The 21,105-nt window shown below is 38.3% G+C and carries 21 protein-coding genes; 9 read left to right on the top strand and 12 right to left on the bottom strand.

Annotated elements, in window-relative coordinates:
- Positions 1 to 36: 36 nt before the first annotated feature.
- The 6 genes from B3297_RS23440 to B3297_RS23415 all read right to left on the bottom strand — a co-directional run bounded on the left by B3297_RS23440 (position 37) and on the right by B3297_RS23415 (position 4,470).
- Positions 37 to 678 carry a DUF6266 family protein gene (locus tag B3297_RS23440; protein WP_286779590.1) on the bottom strand — a complete coding sequence of 214 codons (642 nt, stop codon included), beginning with the start codon at positions 676 to 678 and terminating at the stop codon, positions 37 to 39.
- 544 nt (positions 679 to 1,222) lie between these two features.
- The gene (locus B3297_RS23435) at positions 1,223 to 1,504 is read right to left on the bottom strand and encodes a helix-turn-helix transcriptional regulator (RefSeq protein ID WP_286779589.1); all 282 of its coding nucleotides are present in this window, start codon (positions 1,502 to 1,504) and stop codon (positions 1,223 to 1,225) included.
- Positions 1,505 to 1,550: 46 nt separating this feature from the next.
- Positions 1,551 to 2,294 (bottom strand): LytR/AlgR family response regulator transcription factor, encoded by a 744-nt coding sequence (locus tag B3297_RS23430; protein ID WP_286779588.1) that lies wholly within the window; start codon positions 2,292 to 2,294, stop codon positions 1,551 to 1,553.
- Positions 2,291 to 3,322, bottom strand: a complete 1,032-nt coding sequence (locus B3297_RS23425) for a hypothetical protein (protein ID WP_286779587.1) — start codon at positions 3,320 to 3,322, stop codon at positions 2,291 to 2,293. The genes B3297_RS23430 and B3297_RS23425 overlap by 4 nt, the downstream gene beginning before the upstream one ends.
- A 46-nt stretch (positions 3,323 to 3,368) precedes the next feature.
- Positions 3,369 to 4,253 carry a hypothetical protein gene (locus B3297_RS23420; protein ID WP_286779586.1) on the bottom strand — a complete coding sequence of 295 codons (885 nt, stop codon included), beginning with the start codon at positions 4,251 to 4,253 and terminating at the stop codon, positions 3,369 to 3,371.
- 76 nt (positions 4,254 to 4,329) lie between these two features.
- Complete coding sequence (locus B3297_RS23415) at positions 4,330 to 4,470, bottom strand: hypothetical protein (protein WP_153847820.1); 141 nt, start codon at positions 4,468 to 4,470, stop codon at positions 4,330 to 4,332.
- 316 nt (positions 4,471 to 4,786) lie between these two features.
- On the opposite strand from B3297_RS23415, the gene B3297_RS23410 reads away from it, so the two are divergent.
- The 4 genes from B3297_RS23410 (at position 4,787) to B3297_RS23395 (ending at position 7,692) form a co-directional block, all read left to right on the top strand.
- Entirely contained in the window at positions 4,787 to 5,779 is a 993-nt protein-coding gene (locus B3297_RS23410) for a helix-turn-helix domain-containing protein (protein ID WP_286779585.1), read from the top strand.
- A 20-nt stretch (positions 5,780 to 5,799) separates the two neighbouring features.
- Positions 5,800 to 6,672: a hypothetical protein gene (locus B3297_RS23405; protein ID WP_286779584.1), complete on the top strand. Its 873-nt coding sequence runs from the start codon at positions 5,800 to 5,802 to the stop codon at positions 6,670 to 6,672.
- A gap of 96 nt (positions 6,673 to 6,768) precedes the next feature.
- Entirely contained in the window at positions 6,769 to 7,278 is a 510-nt protein-coding gene (locus B3297_RS23400; RefSeq protein WP_286779583.1) for a MauE/DoxX family redox-associated membrane protein, read from the top strand.
- Positions 7,279 to 7,419: 141 nt separating this feature from the next.
- Positions 7,420 to 7,692, top strand: a complete 273-nt coding sequence (locus B3297_RS23395) for a DUF6520 family protein (RefSeq protein ID WP_286779582.1) — start codon at positions 7,420 to 7,422, stop codon at positions 7,690 to 7,692.
- 54 nt (positions 7,693 to 7,746) lie between these two features.
- Here B3297_RS23395 and B3297_RS23390 read toward each other — a convergent pair whose 3' ends face one another.
- From B3297_RS23390 to B3297_RS23375, 4 genes are read right to left on the bottom strand one after another with little or no spacing between them, the layout of a single operon-like run.
- Positions 7,747 to 9,111 (bottom strand): RagB/SusD family nutrient uptake outer membrane protein, encoded by a 1,365-nt coding sequence (locus B3297_RS23390; protein ID WP_286779581.1) that lies wholly within the window; start codon positions 9,109 to 9,111, stop codon positions 7,747 to 7,749.
- A gap of 16 nt (positions 9,112 to 9,127) precedes the next feature.
- Positions 9,128 to 12,289, bottom strand: a complete 3,162-nt coding sequence (locus B3297_RS23385) for a SusC/RagA family TonB-linked outer membrane protein (protein ID WP_286779580.1) — start codon at positions 12,287 to 12,289, stop codon at positions 9,128 to 9,130.
- 35 nt (positions 12,290 to 12,324) lie between these two features.
- Positions 12,325 to 13,713: a TlpA family protein disulfide reductase gene (locus tag B3297_RS23380; protein ID WP_286779579.1), complete on the bottom strand. Its 1,389-nt coding sequence runs from the start codon at positions 13,711 to 13,713 to the stop codon at positions 12,325 to 12,327.
- Between the two features lies 1 nt (position 13,714).
- Positions 13,715 to 14,068, bottom strand: a complete 354-nt coding sequence (locus B3297_RS23375; RefSeq protein ID WP_286779578.1) for a hypothetical protein — start codon at positions 14,066 to 14,068, stop codon at positions 13,715 to 13,717.
- A gap of 617 nt (positions 14,069 to 14,685) precedes the next feature.
- Between B3297_RS23375 and B3297_RS23370 the strand changes: the two genes are divergently transcribed.
- Both B3297_RS23370 and B3297_RS23365 read left to right on the top strand, forming a co-directional pair.
- Positions 14,686 to 15,132 carry a hypothetical protein gene (locus B3297_RS23370; RefSeq protein WP_286779577.1) on the top strand — a complete coding sequence of 149 codons (447 nt, stop codon included), beginning with the start codon at positions 14,686 to 14,688 and terminating at the stop codon, positions 15,130 to 15,132.
- Between the two features lie 312 nt (positions 15,133 to 15,444).
- Positions 15,445 to 15,735 (top strand): helix-turn-helix domain-containing protein, encoded by a 291-nt coding sequence (locus B3297_RS23365; RefSeq protein ID WP_286779576.1) that lies wholly within the window; start codon positions 15,445 to 15,447, stop codon positions 15,733 to 15,735.
- Between the two features lie 493 nt (positions 15,736 to 16,228).
- On the opposite strand, the gene B3297_RS23360 is transcribed toward B3297_RS23365, so the two are convergent.
- Together B3297_RS23360 and B3297_RS23355 are read right to left on the bottom strand one after the other, a co-directional pair.
- Positions 16,229 to 16,948 carry an IS4 family transposase gene (locus B3297_RS23360; RefSeq protein WP_286779575.1) on the bottom strand — a complete coding sequence of 240 codons (720 nt, stop codon included), beginning with the start codon at positions 16,946 to 16,948 and terminating at the stop codon, positions 16,229 to 16,231.
- Positions 16,897 to 17,403 (bottom strand): DUF4372 domain-containing protein, encoded by a 507-nt coding sequence (locus B3297_RS23355; RefSeq protein WP_286779574.1) that lies wholly within the window; start codon positions 17,401 to 17,403, stop codon positions 16,897 to 16,899. The genes B3297_RS23360 and B3297_RS23355 overlap by 52 nt, the downstream gene beginning before the upstream one ends.
- 116 nt (positions 17,404 to 17,519) lie before the next feature.
- Between B3297_RS23355 and B3297_RS23350 the strand changes: the two genes are divergently transcribed.
- From B3297_RS23350 to tnpB, 3 genes are all read left to right on the top strand, one after another.
- The gene (locus B3297_RS23350; RefSeq protein ID WP_286779573.1) at positions 17,520 to 18,950 is read left to right on the top strand and encodes an AAA family ATPase; all 1,431 of its coding nucleotides are present in this window, start codon (positions 17,520 to 17,522) and stop codon (positions 18,948 to 18,950) included.
- 12 nt (positions 18,951 to 18,962) lie between these two features.
- Positions 18,963 to 19,892, top strand: coding sequence for a DUF4435 domain-containing protein (locus B3297_RS23345; RefSeq protein ID WP_286779572.1), 930 nt, complete (start codon positions 18,963 to 18,965; stop codon positions 19,890 to 19,892).
- A gap of 805 nt (positions 19,893 to 20,697) precedes the next feature.
- On the top strand, positions 20,698 to 21,057 hold the full coding sequence (gene tnpB, locus B3297_RS24955; protein ID WP_369012147.1) for an IS66 family insertion sequence element accessory protein TnpB: 360 nt from the start codon (positions 20,698 to 20,700) through the stop codon (positions 21,055 to 21,057).
- Positions 21,058 to 21,105: the final 48 nt, after the last annotated feature.

Genomic DNA, 21,105 nt, shown 5'->3' with positions numbered 1-21,105 from the left:
TGCTCCCGAAAGAGCAGTCTCCATAAATCCGCTCAGCTAGGTGAGCACAAATTCCCCCAAATACTGGCTGCTTGATGTAATTACTCCGTCCCGATGGATGTTAAATGTCCAGCCGACTATTGTCTTACCGGTATAGCTGTCTGGCAGCGTAATATCCATTGCGGCATCAAGTCGTGTTGCACCTTCAAATGCAAAAAAGAGGTTTTCTATTACGTCGTACAGAATCACAAGGACCTGATCATCATCAAACGCATTGAAGCGGTTTCCGATCGGATCCCAGGTCAAAGACAATACCTTCGGAAAAGATTCAACTGTCTGCAACCCTACCAGAGCGGCCAAACCACCGCTTGCAATTTTCACGACACTATAGTCGACCGTAAAATTGGGATAAGTCCCCTGAAACGCATTATTGATAAATTGTTGGAAAGCTACATTGTAGCCCGTTTTGTTTCTTTGTTTGCTGTCCGAAAAACCCAGCATCAGGATATCTTTAATGGATTTGAGAAAACTGGTTGTTATCCCAAACTTCATGCGCTGTGCCAGCTGATCTTCCGATGCGGCTTTTGAACTTTTCTTTGGAAGCGAGCGTACATAGTCTATACCCCGCCACGACGAACCTACGATGTTACCCACTTTACCTTGGTAGGCCCCGTGAATTCCTTTTATAAATCTTGCCATGTTATTAATTTTTAAAATGTTAAACCATAAGGTGGCGCTGCAGGCAGCCACGATATCGATATCATGACACTAAGGTAAAGTGGTTTGTCAGCGCCGTAGGCCTAATGGCGCCATCTTGCGCCATTTGTCTGAAGATGCCATTTTTGGCGACATACAAACCGAACTATAGGTTGGAAAACACCGTATTTTCGAGCGGTTTCGATACAGTCTCGCCCGCTTCTGGATTAGTCATTCTTCGTCAGTTTGAGGCTATTTTTAGGCCGTCCAAAGGCTGATACATTGCCAATATGACAAGGTCTAAGCAGAGAAACACCAAAGAAACACCAAAGAACAGGCAGAGAAACACCAAAGAAATACCAACGGATAAGCAATGAAGTAGCCTAGTGTAGGTAATCAAACAGTAAGGAAATGGCAAGCCAGTATACTAGCAATACCAAACCAATACGCCACAACAAGTAAAGAATTGGGCATAAATCGGCAATGAAAACAGGGAATAAAAAAGGCCAACCTTTTCATAAAAGATCAGCCTACTAAACACCAGAACTCAAATTAGTCCCTTAGCGATACTCCGCTTGATTGCATCCTGTAGGTCCTCTTCGCGGTAGTAATGTTTGTTACCCAGATAAATGGGCTTAAGGACACCCGATTTCACCCAGCGGTTGTAGGTTCGTTCGGAGATGCCTAATCTTGACACCACAGCCATGCGGGTCATCAATTCATCAATGTTCCACTTTGTCATTTGTCCAGACTCTGAAAGGAGGTGGTGTGCTGATAGTTTTGCATTGATTTCTCGCAACAATTGTACGATTTCATCCAATTGTGACATAAAATATTCCATTGGTCGATACCATGAAATGAGGGCAGCCTACCCTTTACTTATTATTTTGTTTATATACTTCATATTGGTGTTTAAAATTCGCTTTATAAGATCTCGTCATCAAAATAGGAAAAGTATTTCTTGGTTTCATCAAGTATAATTCATCCGTGCGTACTAGATCGACCTTCGCTAAATTAACCAAGGTATTACGTCGTGGACGCGCAAACTTAGCGACCGGAAGCTCGGATTGTAATGCTCTAAGGTTTCCACCAAATCGATAGGCCTCTTCTGCCATGAAAATATCTATTTTGTTATCGTCGACAAAAGCATAGTAAATTTGATCAACTTCTATTTCTATCATTTTGTTTTCGAGACTTTTCATCCTTAGGCTTTTTACATCACGCGTTTTCATATCCAATCTTTTGTCGACCATCTCGACTACATCTTCCATTTTCGCCTTTAAAGCGTTAAAACTAATCTTTTTACTGAAATAAGTATAGATACCTGCCTCATTGGCTTTAAAGACGTAATCTGTATGCGCAGAACAGGCTACCATCAATGGCGGATTAGGGATCAATTTAGCCAGTTTTATTCCATCAATATCGGCATCGCCAAGGTCCATATCCAGTATCACAATATCCACTTCATTTTCTTTCAAATATTCAATGGCTTGCACGGGATTATTCACAATCTCGATATCCTCATTGATAAAAGGAAGCTCTTTTAAGGACATCAGCACATATACCAACGAACCGGGTTCATCGTCCACGATCAATACCCTATAATTTAGCTTATTCATTTCTTTTCAAAAAATTTTAGTTTAATATGTATAGAAAAGATCCCATTTTGTTGCTGTGTCTCCAGTGTGGTCTGATAATCTACTTGTTCCAGTTTCGCGCGCAGTAATCCAAAGCCAGTTTCAGTGCTGATTTTATCACTTTTGGGCGCCCAATGGTTTGTGCAACACCAAGACATTTCAACCCCGTTGCCAAGGAGCGTAAATACGATTGGATAATCTGCCGATATAAGCGCATGTTTTAAACAGTTTTCCAGCGGGAAGAATAATATGCCTGTTGGTATTGCCGGATAAGTAGCCTTTCCTGTTAGAGGCTCATAGCGAACAGCTCTTTCTCCATAGTAATCCTGTAGCAGCCGAATGAAACAATTGAGCTCGTCAAGCTCTTCCTCAAAAGGTTTGAGTTCACCATTTTTCTCGATTTCCAGCAAATAAGCCAAAAACTGGATGATATCCCGTTTGGTACGTTTATCGGATGGCTCCCCATCAATCAACATTTTACCAAAGCTTGTCAGAAATATCGTTGTCAGGAAATGCGAGGTGTATTGAATTCCCAAAGCCCTTTCCCTAAATTGTTTCAGGTCCTCATTCAGGTCATTTCTTTCCTTTCTTAGCAGCGATGCTCTATAACGAAAGAAAACTCCTGCCGCTAGTAAATTAGCGACCAGATATCCACTGATAATCCTAAAATAAAACTTTGGCAGATTGGCGGATTGCACATGACGAGAGAAACGTATATTAACCGTCGGAAGTATCGTGTAAATTAAGCTATGGATGCAGGGAATAACCGTCAAGGAAATAAGGATATACAGCGCTACACTTATTATTCTTCGTTTATTTCCTTCTTTCCAGATATATAAGTACAGTACAGTTATCATATAACTGTATACCGTATACAAAGATGCAGCAATTACAATCTGGATAACGGGAATAGCTTCTTCACTCCATAACAAATTTGCCAACCCTACTAAAGTCAACATAAAAGCAAAAACAAGCATATTCTGATACGCCAAATGAAGTATGTTTCGCATGGTAACCCGTCAGTTTACTTAAGCAATTTAAGTTAAAAAAATATTTTTATACAAATTGGTAACAAAAATATTTCCTATTAAATATCCCCTTCCTTTCTTCGAGTTGAACATGAATATTTTCTGCTAGTTTCAAACTAAAGTTAGGCGTTATATATGATTTGATTTTATAACAATTGAGAACATGTAAATATGCCCAGCATTCCCAACGCCAGGGTTCATCCTTGATTTGATTGGCTAAGAATTGAAACAGCAATTGCATACTGCGCATTAGATAATCTTCCCTATTTTCGTGGTTCAATCGATAAATCGCTGGCCCCATAAACAGGTAATAGCGGTCATTTTTGACGGTATGGGATAGTGGGACAATCGGCATTTGATGTAAAAAGCTCAGTACAGCAATACCTTTGCGTACATAGATGGAGCTTTCCAAAAAACTAACTTTCAGTTTTCTCTCCAGCGTGTCCGTGGTTCCGCTATTTCCATCGCCAAATATCAGCAAGTGTCTCCCCGCACGCATCGTCGTCCTAGCCTTCAATAGTACACTTGGATCGTCGCTCATCAAAAAGCTGTGTGATGTCCCCTTTTCATGACATAGATCACGAAGTGCTGACATTTCTTGCTGATGCTTTGCAAATACTTTTCTATCCAATAAGATATCGAACTGGATGTTATTTTCAGCTAGTACCTGAGGGATATAGGCATGCATCCCCAAGTGATACAGTACCAAAATACTGGGTTCGGCTTCAAGTAGCAATTTTATTGCGTCAGTATTCCAAATCAGATTAGAATGCAAGGGTTTGGGCAAATGATAATTGCACCATTGTTGGTAAATAAATTGGTGTTGCTCCCATTTCAATCGGGGCATGTAGCGGTGCAGATGCGCCGAAAATAGCGCATAGCTCCAGCTGTGGTTGTCTTCTGAATATATCATTTAAGGCGATTTATAGAAGGGAGGAAGAAAGCACTATCGTTTTCATTCCTCCCTGAAGGGTATTTGGCTGCGCGAATTAGAAAGTTAAGATGGGACAACTTTCCTCATCTTTGACCTCACCGGAAATAAAAGATTGCAGCTCATCCCATTGTAAAATAGGCTGCGCTTCCATTGCCTGATCTATGCCATTGAATACCTGATCTTTCAAGATTTTCATTTCATACTATCTTTGATTTACAATTGGTTCTTCAAAGGATTGTACCTTCCCTCTGTTGAACACTTGACTACTCCATATCGGATCCGACGGTGGCAAATATGTTAGAACAAATAAATCCTTTCAAAAAAAATTGTACATATACGGGTTATTGTCATCTACAATTCAAATACAGCTTAGATCTGTCATCTACAATTAAAAAATGTCAACTAAAATTTAATTCCGTCAACTGCATTAAAAAACTGGTCATGTACAATTTTATTTGGCTCCCTCTAAATAAACTTCATAAAATCATCTTTTAACTAATTATATAATTAAGATGAAAAGATCTTACCAATTTTCGTTAAATGAGGATTTTAGTGTTGTTACGCATCCTCAGCAAACATTCAGTTACCCTATTCGCAATGCAGAGCAAATGCACTGGCAGTCTACCCACAATCAGATCAGCGAGCAGACCTTCGATGGGCGGTATGCTTACCTCTATTACTATGAGTATTGGATCAACGAGGCAATGGATCTCGAGGTGGAGATCACGATGAACGACCTGCATCTCATTTATCCCCAGTTAAGTGCAGGCCATATTTACGGCAAACGTATGGATCAATCCTTTACCTTTGAGTTATCCGAAGCAAAGGGTGCCTATTTTTACCTAGCTAAAGGCATTTACAACTTACACCTGCCGGTCGGCCATCACATACTCATTGGCTTTATTGTGGATGCCGGTATGTTCAGACCGCCTGTCCTACAGCAATTCTCTTTTATCAGACATCTTATTCAAGCTAAGAAGGAACAGTCGGCGGCAACACTTAAAAGTGCAGACTTTAGGGTAGGCCCGCTGACCATCAAATATCTGCGCATCCTATTTAGCAAGCTTAACCCCAATACGCTCAACAACGAGCATATCCTGCTCAGATATTTAATTTTCTTGGTTCATCTCAGCCGTTTTAAGCTCATCGAGGTAGAGGATCCGATCCTGCCACTCCCACAGAAAGCGAAAGAACTGCTCGAAGTGATCGTCTTTCATGAAGGCGCGAAGACGCGCATCCATGAAATTGCTCAGGTTCTGGCTGTCGATCCAGCGAGTCTAAGCCGCCAATATCATCAATTTTACGGTATCAGCATGCGAGACGAACGTAATATATGCTTGCTGTCCTTCGTGCAACTAACCATCGTGGAGCATGATAAACTGGGTGCTACTGCAGATGAGACCGGATTTAGCGGTCCGAGTGAACTGAACAGGTTTATAAAAAAGTTGACCGGCAAAACTGCATCGCAGTTTAAAGCAGAAATTGAAAACAACTCCAAAGATTAAAATAACCGATAAACTTAAACATGAAATTTAACAACAATAAAATACTAGGCAATAAAATCACCCAAGCGATTCTTCAGGATACTTATGACGCTGTACCGCAACTGATGAACTTGTTGGCTCCACAAGGCTGGCGAGAAAGTTCATTCCATCAGGAGCTCATGGCCTGCCGTTATGAGTTATACCATGAATTTCTCCACGTGGATGATCATCTGTCCACAGAGATCGACATCAGGCGAACCGATACGGATCAGAAAATCAGCTGTGAACCACCGCTCAGTTTTGATGAATACCTCTACCTCACCTTTCCACCAATTGGCAATGATCATCTGGAGCTCTTCTATATCCTATCCAACATTTTGATTGAAATTACCTTTACTTCTGCTCTCTACCGAGACCATGAGTTCGATGCTTACTATTTTTACGAAGTGCAATGTGAAGGCATCATGATCCAGTTGGCGTATGTCAATAATCAGGTCGACAAAGAATGGGCTAATATCGCTTTCACTGCCATTCCGCCACCCTATCTCGATGAGATGGACGTACATCACTGTCTGGAACTTTTATTTTCAATTCTAAAAAAGCATGGCTTTAAGCTGGATTATTGGCATGGTGAATTACTCTACATTGTAGAGTTGCAAGATATGTATTGGGCTATTTTGTATGGAGATCTAGACTACGAAGAAAAAGACAGTCGGCGAGAGCGGATTAAATCCGATATCAGCGAAATTCTCCAGCGTTATGACCGCACCTACATTGATCCGCTTGATCTATCGTCAATTGTCGACCTATTCAACCGGCGCTGGGTATGCCCTTTTGTATTGGCCTACCTCCATGTCTATGATGAGTTCCCTAAAGGCTACCCCTATTTATTTTCAGATTATGACGGCTACTAAGGAGCCCGATCAAAGTTGGCATATCGACAGATCAAATTTGGCCTAACGCATGCCCTTTACAACAGTGTAACTTAGCTTCAAATAAAAAACGGTGATATGAAAGATTCTAAATCGATAATAAATACAGGTATAAAATCTGTAAATAAAAATAACAGATTTATGCAATGGGTCAAATTTAACTTGACAGTTTCAAATGTATCAGCGGCTATGCTCATTCTATTATTTGTGTATACTGTACTCTCAAAAATAGCGGATCTCAATTTTTTCCAATATCAATTGGATAATCAGGTGTTTTCCTCGACTGTTTCAAAGATGCTATTTTATCTTTTACCAATTTCACTGATTCTAGCTGTAGCACTTCTATATATCGAACGATACAGAATGATTGGTTTTATATATTCCTTTGGCCTACTCGGTATTTTTACCATATACATTCTATTGATTATACGTGATTATTTTGATCGTATTCCTTGCATTTGCGGTGGTGTCATCACTACGATCAGCTGGAAGGGGCATTTTGTATTTAATCTATTTTTTCTCGGAATAGCAGTTTTAGGGTTTGTGTATTTAATTAAAGAAAGGAGGTCGAACAAGAAGTATGATTAAGTCCCGATCACTTTACGTAAGAAGATCATTATCGGAAAGGGGAAGCGTAGAGCAGCTAGTCGATCCCCATCAACAATTCGGCAGACAAACAAATTATAAATTTAAAGTTTTGTGTTTTTTAGCAAAAAGGCACCAATCATCATGAAAACAAAAAAATTAAACCTTGCATTGATCGCAGTACTTTTAGGTACAGGCTATGTATTCGCAACTAACAATCCCTTGAAACAATCGCAACGCTATTATTTTTACGATAGCGAATGGCATGACACACCACCAGCTCCGGGAACTGCACAATGTCAAACAAATCTCAACAAAATCTGTTCCGCTGAATTTGAAACAATGCCAGAAACATCGACAAACGATGTTGCCTCTAACCCAGTGGCAACACTCATCGTACGTGGAAACTATCAATAGTTAAACCACAACGTAGTCAAACAGAAGAAGGCGTTTACAATACGCCTTCTTTTTTTATCTGATATTTTGTGTAATTCCGGTCATCTGGACTTCTTGAAATGGGATCAGAAAAACATACCTATCATCATTGGGAGGTAAGCGATAGTCTAGACCATTGACTTTCCTTGTCAAGGTCACCGCCCTTTCCGGCTCCAAATTCAGACGTCTAAGATCCGAAAATCTTAAACCTTGTCCTATCAGCTCTTTCCGCCTTTCTTGAAGAATCATTGACAAAGCTTCCTCTTTGGATCTAGCCTTTAGATTGACAAAACGATCATCCCACCTCGTTACCAACAATGCATTCAAATCGGCCATCGCCAAATCCACATTTCCTGACCTCGCATAGCATTCAGCTCGAATTAAAAATTGTTCTCTCGTAGTCAAACCCGCAAAATATTCCGAATCCCCGGTATAGCTCCCTTTAAAATTGTAAAATCCCAATCCGCTATCTTCAAAATATAAATCCTTCCTGAGATCCCCATCGCGATATTCCCCAAATAATTTAGGGTCTACTCCAGTTAAGGTTGATTGAAGAAAAATACTACGCGTCATACATGTATACAGTAGGATTTCGGGATTATCACCACTCAAACCTAGCGGAAAAGGTCTTGGCGCATGGGGGTTCAAAGTACGATAATTCAATAATGCATGATTTTCCTTTAGGCTTAGATCGGCGTACTCTCCTGCATTCGTATAATCACCCATGAGTAAGTATACACGCGCCAATAATGCTAATGCACTATTCCGCGTTGGTCGGCTCTTATGTTTCTCTACATTAGGCAAAAGATCTACGGCCTGCTTCAGATCGGTAACAATTTTTTCAAATCCTTTCTGCACAGTTTCACGATCAAATTTTGCATTGACATCCGAAGTTGTCCGCAAAGGAATACCAAGATCATGATTGGCTGTACTGCTATTGAAAGGTTTTGCAAATCCTTCCAGCAGATTTAAAAAAGCAAATGATCTCCAAAAAAGCGCTGTGCCTTGCAGATTACGATAGGCTACATTCCTAGTGTCCTCTCCTTTTAATTTTGCTAATCCGTCCAAAACTAAATTTGAATTAAAAACCTGCTGATAGCCATAGTACCAGTCATTATCATTTCCATCCATAGCTTTTTCCCAGAGATATGCACCCCGTTCTGCTGTTGACAATATCCCAATAATATCATCGGATGCAACAAAATCATCGGATGATATCGTCCCCAACATGGGAACACCATAATAGATGAAAATATAGGGATCATCCATTAACGCCCTAAAGTCTGAAATTTTTGTCGGAACGATAACCGATAAACTCGGTTTCTTATCCAAAAATTCTTTTTTGCAGCCACAAAAAAAGAAGCTAGATATAATGCTAAAGGTTATTATATAATTTTTCATGTGATCTATTTTTGATTTACAAACCTATTTTAATACCCAAGGACAGTGTCAAGGGCAAGGGCATATTACGATAATCCGGATCTATATGTTGCTTGTTGGCTTTCCAGATCAACCCAATATTATTGGCATAAGCATACAACCCTATTGTACGAAATGGCAGATTATGTTTATTGGAAAACATATAATCCAATCGGATATCCTGAAATCGAATATGATCCCCTTTCTCCACCAATACCTCTGAATATTTGTAGAAATCATCTCTTCCACTAACATTGCTCAAGGGTACGGACGGCACCTGCGTATGGAGTTCATCACCTATTGCCTTCCATCGTTTGCCGTAGTCGCCATGGGTAGGTGTCCCACCTGTAGTAGACCCCAGTCCAAAGTTATTACCGTAAATTACTGATTCACGATGGTAGAAATAGCCCAATCGATAGCTAATCAAAAAGGATAGCGAGAAATTCCTATAGGCAAACGTGTTTCTCAGCGAGCCATAATAAAGTGGTATTGCCGACCCATTAAAAACAATATTCTCTAATGTCGCAGTACTTATGATCTTACTGTAACTTTTGCTCTCCAAGCCGTTTAAATAACCTATAGGATCTCCATTTGATGGATCCAAACCCGCCCAGCGATAGCTAGAAATGCCATAGAGAGGCTTACCCTTGATCGGCACTAGATTGCCATCAAGAAAACCCGAGGAAATGGACTGTTCTGGGACATCCACTACAATATCCTTTGTCCAAGATAATAGGCCTGTCGCCGACCATTTAATATTTCTCTCTAATATTTTAGCATTTATAGTCAGATCCAAACCGTTTCCCTTTGTACTGGCTACATTTCCCTTAAAAAACATTACACCCGTAGAGTACGGATAAGGTACCGATCCATAGAGATCGTGGTTACGTTTTGTATAGTATTCAATGCTTCCTGTTATGCGATTAGCCTTCATTCCAAAATCCATTCCGATATTAAACATGGCCATTTTCTCCCAACGTAAGCTAGGATTTGGCGGATTTTCAACAACGGCGTACGGCTCACCTATCGGTGAAGATGAAGCGTTGGCAAGAGAAGTTATGATATTAGCCGAATAGAAGTTGGACGTGTTACCACTCCTTCCATAGGTCGCCCTCAACTTAAGGTAAGGGAGAAAATCAAGTGAATAGAATGGTTCAGAACTCAAAGTCCAGGCAGCACCAACGGAAAACAATGGAACACCTTTCTCATTGGTCTTTACTCCATACAGATTACTTTGATCGAAGCGTGTACTGGCAGAAAGACTGTATCTATTTTGGTAAGAATAGCCAGCGTTCATATAATAAGATAAAAATCGATCAGAATTCCCTTTATGGTCATCAATATTAGGTATCTGGGAGGAGCTTGCCGGATTAATGTATTGCGGAATACGCGTTAGATAATCTACTAAAATTCCGTTACCTGTATCTTCTTGATATCCATACGATCTATTGATCCAATTCTCCGAGTTAATTGCCCTTACCTCTATCCCTCCGATTGCACTTAGAACATGTGCGGCACCAAACTTATGTTGAAAATCAAGCTGCCACCTGAAATTATGAGCATCCATTTTTGATAAATAGCCATCTACAACCGAACCTATGGGAACCGCCCGATTCAGACTGCCATCTTTGTTGATTGTCGTGTACCGGTTGATCAGATCCCGAGTGAAATAAGATTCCTCATGCTGATTATTGATTCGATTACTTCTGCTACCTGTATAGTTATATAGAAATTGGGTTGACAATCCGTTCCAAATTTTATATTTCAGGGAGGTATTGATCCGATAATCAGACACATTCGTATTATCATCATTCAAAGCTAGTTCGTCCAAAGGTCTATATTGCCAGTCCAGTAAACCATTTGTTGGCTGTTCCAATATATAGGGCTGTCGCAATTTACTGGAAGACATATTATTTCCACTGTCATCCTTTAATCTGCCATACGGATAAAAGGGAACAAAATTAACATTATTATTTTCAGCTAGAGTTTTAACAAAGTTGACACCTAGTCCCAGCTCCAACCGAGAATTTATCTGATAAACATTGTTAAGGCCTACCGTATATCGATCATGTTCTTGTCCACGCTGATTTTCGAGCGCACGGTCGTACCCAGCAGAGGCACGATAAGAATACCCCTTAGTTCCACCGGAGATATCGAAAGCAACCTGACTGGCGAGACTGTTGCGTTCAAAATATTTAAATTGATCATCGCGGATATCCTGTTGCCGGTATTGCGCTATGGCCGAGATGGCATCGTCCTCAGAAAGTTTACCATCTCGAGCGAGTATTAACATTTCTACTACAGGACTAAGTGCCAATTTATTTTTATTGGTTTCTGTGTTTTTGAAAAAGCCTTTCTTAAAAAGCTCTTGTTCTAGATCGATGTAATCATCTACGCTGATACGTGATCTATAAAATAGATCGCGCTTACCCCCGATCATCAAGTTGCTGTTTATATTAATTTCTACAGGGCGATCATTATTACCTTTTTTGGTCGTAATTACCAGTACACCATTCCCCGCTCTAGCTCCCCAGATAGATGCTGCTGAAGCATCTTTTAAAAGAGTGACACTTTCGACATCATTTGGATTGATTGCGTTTAAGTCACCATCGTAAGGAAAGTTGTCCACGATAATAAGCGGTTTACTACCACCAAAAAGGGTATTTTGTCCCCTAATATTAAACTGGCTTTTAGTAGTAGACGTTCTATTGATTGACAATCCGGCACTCATATCCCCCAATCTACTGAGCACATTTTCACCAGGCCTGCGATTTAATTCCTTATTGTCAATCGTCGCAAATGAGCCTGTAGCTCTTTCTCTCGGTAGTTTTTGGTAGCCCGTCGATACCACCTGAACCTCATCGATTCTACGATCCGAAGGAAGAAGTTCAACAACGAGATTTTTATCAGCCTTTAGAAGCGTAAAACTCTTGCTTTCAAAGCCCGTAAAGCTTACACTAATATAATCGCCCGACTTGCTCTCAAAACTAAAATACCCATCCTTGTCGGTTGCAATCACTAACTTTGTAGCCTTTGATTTTACTGTTGCACCTGATAAAGGTTGTTTATTTTCTTGTGAAATAACCTGACCACGAATCATTAGGTTTTCCTGTGCTTTTATCGGGTCAACATGTATAACCAATATACTCATAAGTATCATGGCACAGCATTTTATTATTTGTTTCATTGCTTTAGCTATCTGTCTTTAAAAACCAATACCTCTATTTCCTTATGCTTTTTTTGGAGTGCCAAGCCATATTTTGCCAGCGCCTGATTGAGACTGCCGACATCAGACATCTTTGCTTCTATTTTGATATCCACTGCTTTTGCATATCCGGTATCGTCTACGATTGGTAAGGGATGATTTTGCAGGTATATCATCCCAAGCTGTTGAGAGATCCATTTGATCGAAGCATTTCTCAACTCAAATCCAACGCCTGAGAATGCGGCTATTTCCTTTCCGCCGCCAGTCTCAATCCGATCTATGGTATCTAATCTGACGAGTGCTAAAACCTCAGAAAGTTCCTTTTGGATATAGACTTCATACTGGGGGAAAAATCGGTTAAGTTCATCCTTCATGATCGCATATTTCTCAGCTTTACGCGATTTAGGTAAGATCAATTCATAACAATAGGTGTTCTTTTTGGCCCACTCCACCATATCTCCGATAGGCAAAAGTTTTGTCGTATCCTTTACCAAAAAGCGCATATTTTTTTTACTAAATTCACCCCGATTGCCACCAAATGCACCACCAAAAAGATGTGGAATAATGTCATTGGTAAACGTCAAGCGTATTAGCGTGCTATCTTTAAGGGGAGCTTTGGTGAAAATAGAACTCAGGCCACTTTGATATCCCGTCAGTACTGAATAGAAATTGAGGCTAGTGGGAATACCGCCATTGCTTCCTATAAAAAGAGGGTCGGAATAATCATATTCGATCTTATAATCATGCTTTCTTTTGAGATTTGTATTACCATCTTTTTCCAGCACTTGAATAATATTGTCGCGAGAAATTTCCTCTGCACCGGTAAAGGCAATCACTTTGCCCCCAGCATCTATCCAGACATAATGAGGTAAATAGACATGAGGGAAATAGCTAGATAGCAGTTTATCATCTGTAACCACAGGAATATCACCCCGACATTTGGCATCTAGTTTAGAGATAAAAGCAAGTACATCTTTTGCTTTCTGATCGGTGATCGATATAAATTGTACTTTGTTTTTAAACTCTTTCTGGAGCTCTTCCATCTTGGGAATCATGGCAACGCAGGGGCTACACCATGTTGCCCAAAAATCAAGAATCAGCAACTTGCCTTTAAAATCTGATAGCTTTGCGGATTTAGATTTGTAATTGTGAATTGGCGTAATGGACAGATCAGGGACATAGTCTCCGATATGCAGGCCGTTTTCAGTGATATCTTTTGCTTTCATTTGCCCATCAGCCCCGCTATCCTTGCGGGGCGTCTGAGCTGATAAACTAAACATAGAAACTAGAACGTATAAGATCACAAGTACCGTAATCTTCAGTATTTGAATATGCAGCAATGCACTGCTATTGGATTGTAGTTTTAATTTTTTCATCATTTTAGGAATTGGTATTGGATGGTGATACCCGCTGAAAGAAATCCGAGATTTCCTGGGTTGCCTTTAACTCTTCTTTGCTTGTTTCGAAAACTTCCGAAAGAGATAGTGGAACCAAATCCAAATTGCTTAAATGTGCCTTTAGATAAGCAACAAAAGCTCTCAATATGTCTAGTGAGAATCCAGAGAGCGCCTCTGATTTTACTTTTGATTGAAGTTCAATAAGATTGTCTCTGATTAGACCAATTGGATATTGCTTCCAAAAAGCTTCAATGTCTTTTAATGGGTCATAATTAGATTCATGAACGTGATAAAGCGTTCTTTCTAAAGCGAGAATGTAATTGCATTTGGGTTTCATTTTTTAAGTTTTGAATCTGACCTGAATGCATAGCAGTTCCTGTCCGAAAGAAATCAGTTATTTTTCAGGCCGTGGGCCACAGTTAAAATTTTATTAATAGTGAAGCTAGAGGTGTGTGAATGGAATTTTACAAGGCATCAATATTGGCGAAACACTCTCCATAGCTAGTGAAGTCAGAATAATCTGAAGAACTAAATTAATTATTCCGGATTTCGGATGACATTTTTGAATAGTTGTTTTCTCATCATTGCTCAGTTTATAATCTCTGGCGATTGAGCAATGAAATCTATATGAAAGGTATAACCAAAAAGAGGTGGAACTTACCTTATTCCCTAAAGAAGGCCCTAGGAAGCCTATAGACGAGAACAAAGAGTAAGCCCACCTCTCCTTCCTACAAAGGTAGAGATTGGGCTTTGAACTCTTCATCTTGCGTCTATTGAAAATTTCCTAGGTTTTCTTTAGCAAGATCAAGCTTCAAAAGCCGTATAAATGCACGAGTAACACATTATTTAAGCATTACCCATAATACAAATGTAAGCATAATTTCGATTTTTACAAAATTTCTTATACAATCAAAATTGAATGATTACAGTTTATTGCCACTTAATCTAGAATAAATGGCAAAAATTAATAAGCATTCACTCTATATAATTAATTCAACTAAGTTTTATCGACTGATCGAAGGTCTATCGACTCGTGATTTTTCCGAAAAAATAGATAAATCGGAAGGCTATGTTGGTCTTTGCGAAGGACAAGCTACTGATCACAAATATAATAGTGCAGACTATCCATTAATTGCTGAGAAATTAAATCGAGATCTTGATGATATCACACCTCCTGATAATTGGGCTGTAAGTGATTCTCACGAAAAGGTGGATAAGGAAGTTGTTTCTTTATCTGATCCGGTTTTTGTAAAAAAAGTATTGAAGGGAATAAAAGCTTCGAGACATGCTGAGAAACTTCGTGATTTGAACGAATTGTATCAGCATCTTTCAACAAAAGACACTAAAGACAAAGAAGTTATAAAAAGTGTTTGGGAGGAGTTCTATAAAACAAATCTTTAAAAATTTGACAAAAAGTAACTTTTAAATTACCTTTGTAATATGAGAGTTCGAGAGGTCATCGCTTTTAAAAATTATTTTGAAGTCTACCTTTTGGATCACCCCAAAAAGGTACAGGACAAAATTTTTTAAATAATTGAAGCAATAGAAACTCTCGAACGGGTTCCGAGTAATTATTTAAAACATTTAACTGGAACCGACGGATTATATGAAGCTAGGATTCAGCTTGGCTCCAATATATGGCGTGTATTTTGAATCAGATCAAAAAAGCATTAAGTATCATGGCTGAATATTACGAACAAAAAGGTAGAGAAGATGGAAACTAAGAACTGGAAAAATATTAAAGATGATGTTTACGGAAAAGTAGGCACCCAAAGAAGAGATGAATTAGATAGAGATTTTGAATCTTTTAAAATTGGGCTGCTCCTTAAAAAAGCACGCGAAGAAAGAAATATTACCCAATCCGAGCTAGCAGAACTCATCGATAAAAAGCGTGAATATATTTCGAAAATTGAAAATAACGGAAGTAACATTACATTAAAAACATTGTTTGATGTTGTTGAAAAGGGATTAGGGGGCAAAGTCAAAATATCATTTGGGTTCTAATCTCGTCAATTTTTATACCCTTGATTGAAATTATTCAGAGGCCATCTATCCGGAATGCGGACAAGCCAGACGTAATTATGTCCAGAATGGACTATGTAATCATCTGCCAAGTGATCGAACGATTGAATGAAATAGACATGCGCGATGATGAACTTTCCTTTCTCCTAGGCAAACCCAATAATTACGTCTTTAGTTTCATTATAAAACCAAGCGACAAAAATCGCTTCAATGAAGATCAGTTAGATCTTCTCCCCTTTCTTCTCGATTGCCCCTTTTCAAAAATTATAGTTAATGGGACCAAAGCAGGAAATATTCAATTGTACCACACCAAAGCTATTGACGAAGATGGTTATAAAGGATTTTCCCATATCATTTATTCTGAAAAAGGAGAAGGTACTCGTATTATTTGGAAAAAGAAAAATGCGCCGAAAGGTAGCACCCGAAAAACTAACAAACCTCTGCTCGAACTTCTTAAAGTTTGGATAGAACAAGGCTATTTTGACCGACAAATTAGTTCACTAGAAATTTTCAAAAGGCTTAAAGCAGAATCAGCTATTGGATTCCGTGTTAGCGATATTGAAAAGTGTATCAAAATTCTATGCGGGAGCCGACAAGCTTTATTGCAGAAGGATTCTATTGGTGGGGTGCTGAGGTATTGGAAGGATAATCCTACAAAACTGGTGACCTTCAACCGCTGCTTGAGGTGTTTAAAGAACGTCTCGATCTCCCAGCGCTCTTTGTAAAGTGCAGCTACCGTTGCCGCCTTCCACTGAAAATGATTGGTCAGGAACTCGTATTCCACATTTTTGATGCTGTCCCAAACCCGGACAAGACGCATCTTCTTATCTCCGTACCGAGTTGCTGAGACGCCATCTAAGGCAATAACTTGATCTTCAATCACCCCTGCTTCTTTCAGTTCATCGCTTTTCCAAGACTTCAATACCGTATATTTCATATTGGATTTGCTCCTTGTTACGAAAAAGCAGCCAGTGCTGTCCAAAACGTTCATCCAGGCGTAATCGACATAACCTCGATCCACCACTACCACACATCCTTTGGGAAAGGATAGGGTCTTTGCCAGGGTGGATTCATGTGTTTTGCCATCGGTAATATGCACGAAGCTGGGCATACAACCATCGTAATCCAGTATCGTATGCAGCTTCACAGCACCTTTGGCACTTCGGAACTTTGCCCAATCAATACTGACAGGCAAAGCGGGATCACAGTGGCATCCATCAACAGCACTTTGCGTTTCAGCACCCGAAGTTCTGAGCGAAGATGCGTCTGCTTCTGCCAGAGTTTGTTCAATAACTCCACATACAGGTCTCGAAACAACACGTGGTCACGATGCGCATTCATGTAGGACAGATTGGACTTGCTGGGCACCCTGCTGACACCCATGTGGCGCATGTTGCCCGTTGTACTCCGCAAACCGTTACTGATGTCTCTAACCGAATCTGCAGACGATAAATGGCAGAAAAGCATGCTTACCAAATGTGTCCAGCTGTTGATACCTTTGTGGTGCTTGTCTGAATTATGCTTGCGCACCAAAAAATTGAAACGCTCGCGGTCGATAAGCGAGAGAATCTGAGAAAATACGTTTATATTTACCATGGTGGTGATCTGTTTTAGCGAACTAAATATAGCATTCCCTGCTATATCATTCACCACCCTTTTTAAATCACATTTAGGACGCTACTGAACGAAATAAAAATAAAACACACTAAAATAACAAAAAAATCACGTATATTGACAGCAAAGAAAAAGATATTACCTATATTTTTATGAAATCAATTAAATTTTTCAAAATATTCGGATTATTTGGAAATCAGGATATTGAAATACCATTTGAAGACCAAATAAAAATAATAATTGGAGAAAATGGATTGGGGAAAACAACAGTTTTAAACTGTATTTATTACGTTTTAAAACAAAAATGGGAAAAGTTATTGCAAATTGATTTTTACTCCATCGAAATCGAATTTACTTCTAATAATATATTATTTTTTAGAAAAGCAGATTTAGAATCATATATATTTAGATCAAGTAATGCAAGAAAAAACATACGCTATCGTAATATAACGAAACAATTATTAAAATTGTTACCTGATGTGTACACGTTAAAACAAGAACTTGGTTTTCAAAATGAACTTGCCTCAACTTATTTCGATAAAGTTGTTTCTTATCTATTAGAATCGGGAATTCGAGATAAACTCCGGCAAGTTCCAATGCATGATTTGGTGGAATCGACTGTGAGTATAATAATGGATGATTTTATTGTCCTTTTTGAAGATGTTATCAAAGTGCTTGATCAAGAGATCACCTCAGATGTAATATATTTTCCAACATATCGAAGAGTCGAGCAGGAGTTAAAAAACTTGGATTCTAGATTAGTTCATATTGATGATGACGACGATGATGACGATGATGATGATGATTATACATTATTTAGTCCCCATAGGCAATCTCTAAAAAGTGAAATAATAGAAAACGATGATAATATCATCCATTTTGGGATGAAAGATGTAGAGCAAAGAATTAATCACGTTATAAGTCAGATTAATGAATTATCTCTATCTGGATTTACAGAAGTTACAGGACTGATACTCAGCCAAATGTTAAAAGGATTCCCAGAAGTTTCTGACGAAATATATAGTCAACTTAAGCATAATGAAATAGAAATTATATTAAATAGATTGAGAAGAAACCTCTCTGAACAAGATCGAAATAATATTCTAGGTATTTTAAGTTCAAAAAGTTTAAAAGATAAAAAAGATCTCGTTTTTTTTCTATTAAAGCTTTCAGATATTTACAACAAACAAAAAGAAATAGATTTAAGAATAAAGACATTTGTAGAAATATGTAACAATTATCTTGAAAATAAGCATTTCATATTCAACGAAAGCTTAGTAAGCGTTACTTTAGAGAGAACGTTTCCCAAGCAAGACGTCATGCCTTTGAGCTCACTATCTTCAGGAGAAAAACAAATTGTCTCAATATTTTCTAAAATTTATTTACAAGATTTTAAAAATTGTATTCTGTTGTTTGATGAGCCCGAGCTATCATTGACATTAGGATGGCAAAGAAATTTACTTCCGGACATATTAAAATCCGAAAAATGTGATTTCATGATTGCAGTGACGCATTCACCATTTATTTTCGATAATGAATTAGATATTCATGCAGTGAGTATGCGCCAATATATGATTAGATAAGGAGGAGCAAGAATGAGTTTATTACATGAAATGCGTACTGCTCGCGAGTCTACTTCTGTTGCTCTTACCGACTTTATTATTGAGCTTGGCAAAAACAAAGATCCTAAAAATTCGAATTTTTGTTTTTATGAAGGGAAAGAAGATAGAATATATTATGCAAGAATTATTCGATTGAAAACCAAATCGAAACTTTACGATTATGTAGCGGGAGGAAGAGATGAGGTGATCAAAATACATCAAATAATAAAAAACAATAAAAACTACAATAATGTCAAAATTGGCTATTTTATAGATAATGATTTCCATCTTTCAGCAGTTTCAGAGGACATCTATGTCACGCCTTGTTATAGTATTGAAAATCTATATTGCTCTTCGGAATGTATTGAGTCAATATTAATAACAGAATTTAGTTTCGAAAGAAGTAGTAATGATTTAAGTTTAGCATTAAATCTATATAAAAAGCTTAGAAGTGACTTTCTAAATCAAATTACCATACTAAACTATTGGCTATTTTATTATCAGAATAATATATATAAAAATGGAAAAGACAGACTTTTTATCGATAGGACTCTCAGAAATATTTTTGAAAATTGCATAGATTTAAATTTAGAATTAAAGCAGTTAGAAGAAATCAATACTTTAGAAAAAATAGAAAAATTGTTCAAAATAGAATTAGGAATTATTGAAGAGGATCTAATCTCCATTTGTAATAAATCTTTTCAAGTAGAAAGATATAAAAAGTATCGCGGCAAATTTATGTTAAGTTTTATGGTAAGTTTCTTTGATAGAATTCAAAAAATTATGGGTACTAACAATAATCCCTTTGAAAAAAAGTATTCCTGTAAATTAAGAGTCGAAATCGGAACAGCTTGTTCTACTTTCAGTCAATATTCGCATGTACCCGATTGCCTTGATGTTTATATATCGCATTATTTAAATTAATATTTTGTTTTTATTAGAAATTAAAAAAACGAAGCAAATAATTGGAAATTATACTAAACAAATTGAAAAGCAACCTGTTGCATAATTGATATTAATTAATATCAATTATAAACATTAAAAATGCTTAGTTTGCGCCTATTTTATTGTTTGGAAGACTTACCAAAATGGTAAGTCTTCATTTTGCGGGGGGAGGTCACGATTACAAGCCCCCAAAAAAGTGAAACATTTTTGGAGCATTTTCTCCTAGCAAATTATATCTTAAGTTTCTCAAACAAAATTTTATTTCGCTTTCTTGCATCATCTAAAACTTTTTCGAATGGCAGAACTTCAAAATAAGCGGAATAAAACTTACTTTTCACTTTAAACCATCCCCTACCATCAGGCGTTTTATCAAACTCTCGGCGCTCTAAGATCTTTAACAAAGACGGACGAATATCGCAAATGATATATACATAGAACGGAGTGCGTTTATCCACTTCCACAACCTTACCATTACGTCCACGGACTTTTCCATCGAGTAACAGTTCAATATATTTTTCGGATTGTTCTATAGGATTCTTATTATCGTCATAGTCTTTGTAATCGTCTCGCTCAGGTTTTTTAAATTCTACTATCGTAAAAGCATTATGGGGAGCAGCCTTTGAATCTGAAAAAGCAAGTGCTTCATTATAAATAAGCAGATCGGTTCTATCTGCATCGGCAGAAGTAACCTCTTTTATACTATTAAATGTTTTGTCAGAAGATAAGAAAGAATGAAGGTCGAAAATGATCTTGCCCTTGTATCACAGCTGATCCGTCTGTACTGATGTTTGCACTGGGGTCATCGCACCGCTTTTATCTTTACGATGGGTTTTGCGATATGAGAAAGTCATTCGACGGGCTCTGTGGACTGATCAGTTCGGGGATGGGTCGTCAGGCTACCAATGGTGAGGTTTTCGTATTTCTGAACCGTAGCCGTACGCATATGAAACTGCTGCACTGGGAACAAGGAGGCTTTGTCCTTTATTATAAGCGTCTGGAGAGCGGAACATTCATGCCGCCGAAGGTAAAAAACGGAGAATTGTCCTGGAGCGATCTGGTACTGGATATAATGTCGATGTTGACCCCTCCGCTGGACATATTGACCCCTCTATCAAGGCTTTCTTCAGTCCAACTGATGACCTGACAATATTACTTCTTTTTTCTTAGACTTTCACCTAGGTTATGTAAAACT

This window comes from Sphingobacterium sp. UBA3519 (genome assembly GCF_002377215.1).
In the GTDB taxonomy this organism is placed as follows: Bacteria; Bacteroidota; Bacteroidia; order Sphingobacteriales; family Sphingobacteriaceae; genus Sphingobacterium; species Sphingobacterium multivorum.
This window is presented reverse-complemented; position numbering and strand designations above follow the sequence as displayed.

What these genes read in the sequence shown, in the direction of transcription:
- B3297_RS23440 (WP_286779590.1), bottom strand. Translation starts at nt 678, where the DNA reads ATGGCAAGATTTATAAAAGGAATTCACGGGGCCTACCAAGGTAAAGTG.
- B3297_RS23435 (WP_286779589.1), bottom strand. Translation starts at nt 1,504, where the DNA reads ATGTCACAATTGGATGAAATCGTACAATTGTTGCGAGAAATCAATGCA.
- B3297_RS23430 (WP_286779588.1), bottom strand. Translation starts at nt 2,294, where the DNA reads ATGAATAAGCTAAATTATAGGGTATTGATCGTGGACGATGAACCCGGT.
- B3297_RS23425 (WP_286779587.1), bottom strand. Translation starts at nt 3,322, where the DNA reads ATGCGAAACATACTTCATTTGGCGTATCAGAATATGCTTGTTTTTGCT.
- B3297_RS23420 (WP_286779586.1), bottom strand. Translation starts at nt 4,253, where the DNA reads ATGATATATTCAGAAGACAACCACAGCTGGAGCTATGCGCTATTTTCG.
- B3297_RS23415 (WP_153847820.1), bottom strand. Translation starts at nt 4,470, where the DNA reads ATGAAAATCTTGAAAGATCAGGTATTCAATGGCATAGATCAGGCAATG.
- B3297_RS23410 (WP_286779585.1), top strand. Translation starts at nt 4,787, where the DNA reads ATGAAAAGATCTTACCAATTTTCGTTAAATGAGGATTTTAGTGTTGTT.
- B3297_RS23405 (WP_286779584.1), top strand. Translation starts at nt 5,800, where the DNA reads ATGAAATTTAACAACAATAAAATACTAGGCAATAAAATCACCCAAGCG.
- B3297_RS23400 (WP_286779583.1), top strand. Translation starts at nt 6,769, where the DNA reads ATGAAAGATTCTAAATCGATAATAAATACAGGTATAAAATCTGTAAAT.
- B3297_RS23395 (WP_286779582.1), top strand. Translation starts at nt 7,420, where the DNA reads ATGAAAACAAAAAAATTAAACCTTGCATTGATCGCAGTACTTTTAGGT.
- B3297_RS23390 (WP_286779581.1), bottom strand. Translation starts at nt 9,111, where the DNA reads ATGAAAAATTATATAATAACCTTTAGCATTATATCTAGCTTCTTTTTT.
- B3297_RS23385 (WP_286779580.1), bottom strand. Translation starts at nt 12,289, where the DNA reads ATGATACTTATGAGTATATTGGTTATACATGTTGACCCGATAAAAGCA.
- B3297_RS23380 (WP_286779579.1), bottom strand. Translation starts at nt 13,713, where the DNA reads ATGATGAAAAAATTAAAACTACAATCCAATAGCAGTGCATTGCTGCAT.
- B3297_RS23375 (WP_286779578.1), bottom strand. Translation starts at nt 14,068, where the DNA reads ATGAAACCCAAATGCAATTACATTCTCGCTTTAGAAAGAACGCTTTAT.
- B3297_RS23370 (WP_286779577.1), top strand. Translation starts at nt 14,686, where the DNA reads ATGGCAAAAATTAATAAGCATTCACTCTATATAATTAATTCAACTAAG.
- B3297_RS23365 (WP_286779576.1), top strand. Translation starts at nt 15,445, where the DNA reads ATGGAAACTAAGAACTGGAAAAATATTAAAGATGATGTTTACGGAAAA.
- B3297_RS23350 (WP_286779573.1), top strand. Translation starts at nt 17,520, where the DNA reads ATGAAATCAATTAAATTTTTCAAAATATTCGGATTATTTGGAAATCAG.
- B3297_RS23345 (WP_286779572.1), top strand. Translation starts at nt 18,963, where the DNA reads ATGAGTTTATTACATGAAATGCGTACTGCTCGCGAGTCTACTTCTGTT.
- tnpB (WP_369012147.1), top strand. Translation starts at nt 20,698, where the DNA reads ATGTTTGCACTGGGGTCATCGCACCGCTTTTATCTTTACGATGGGTTT.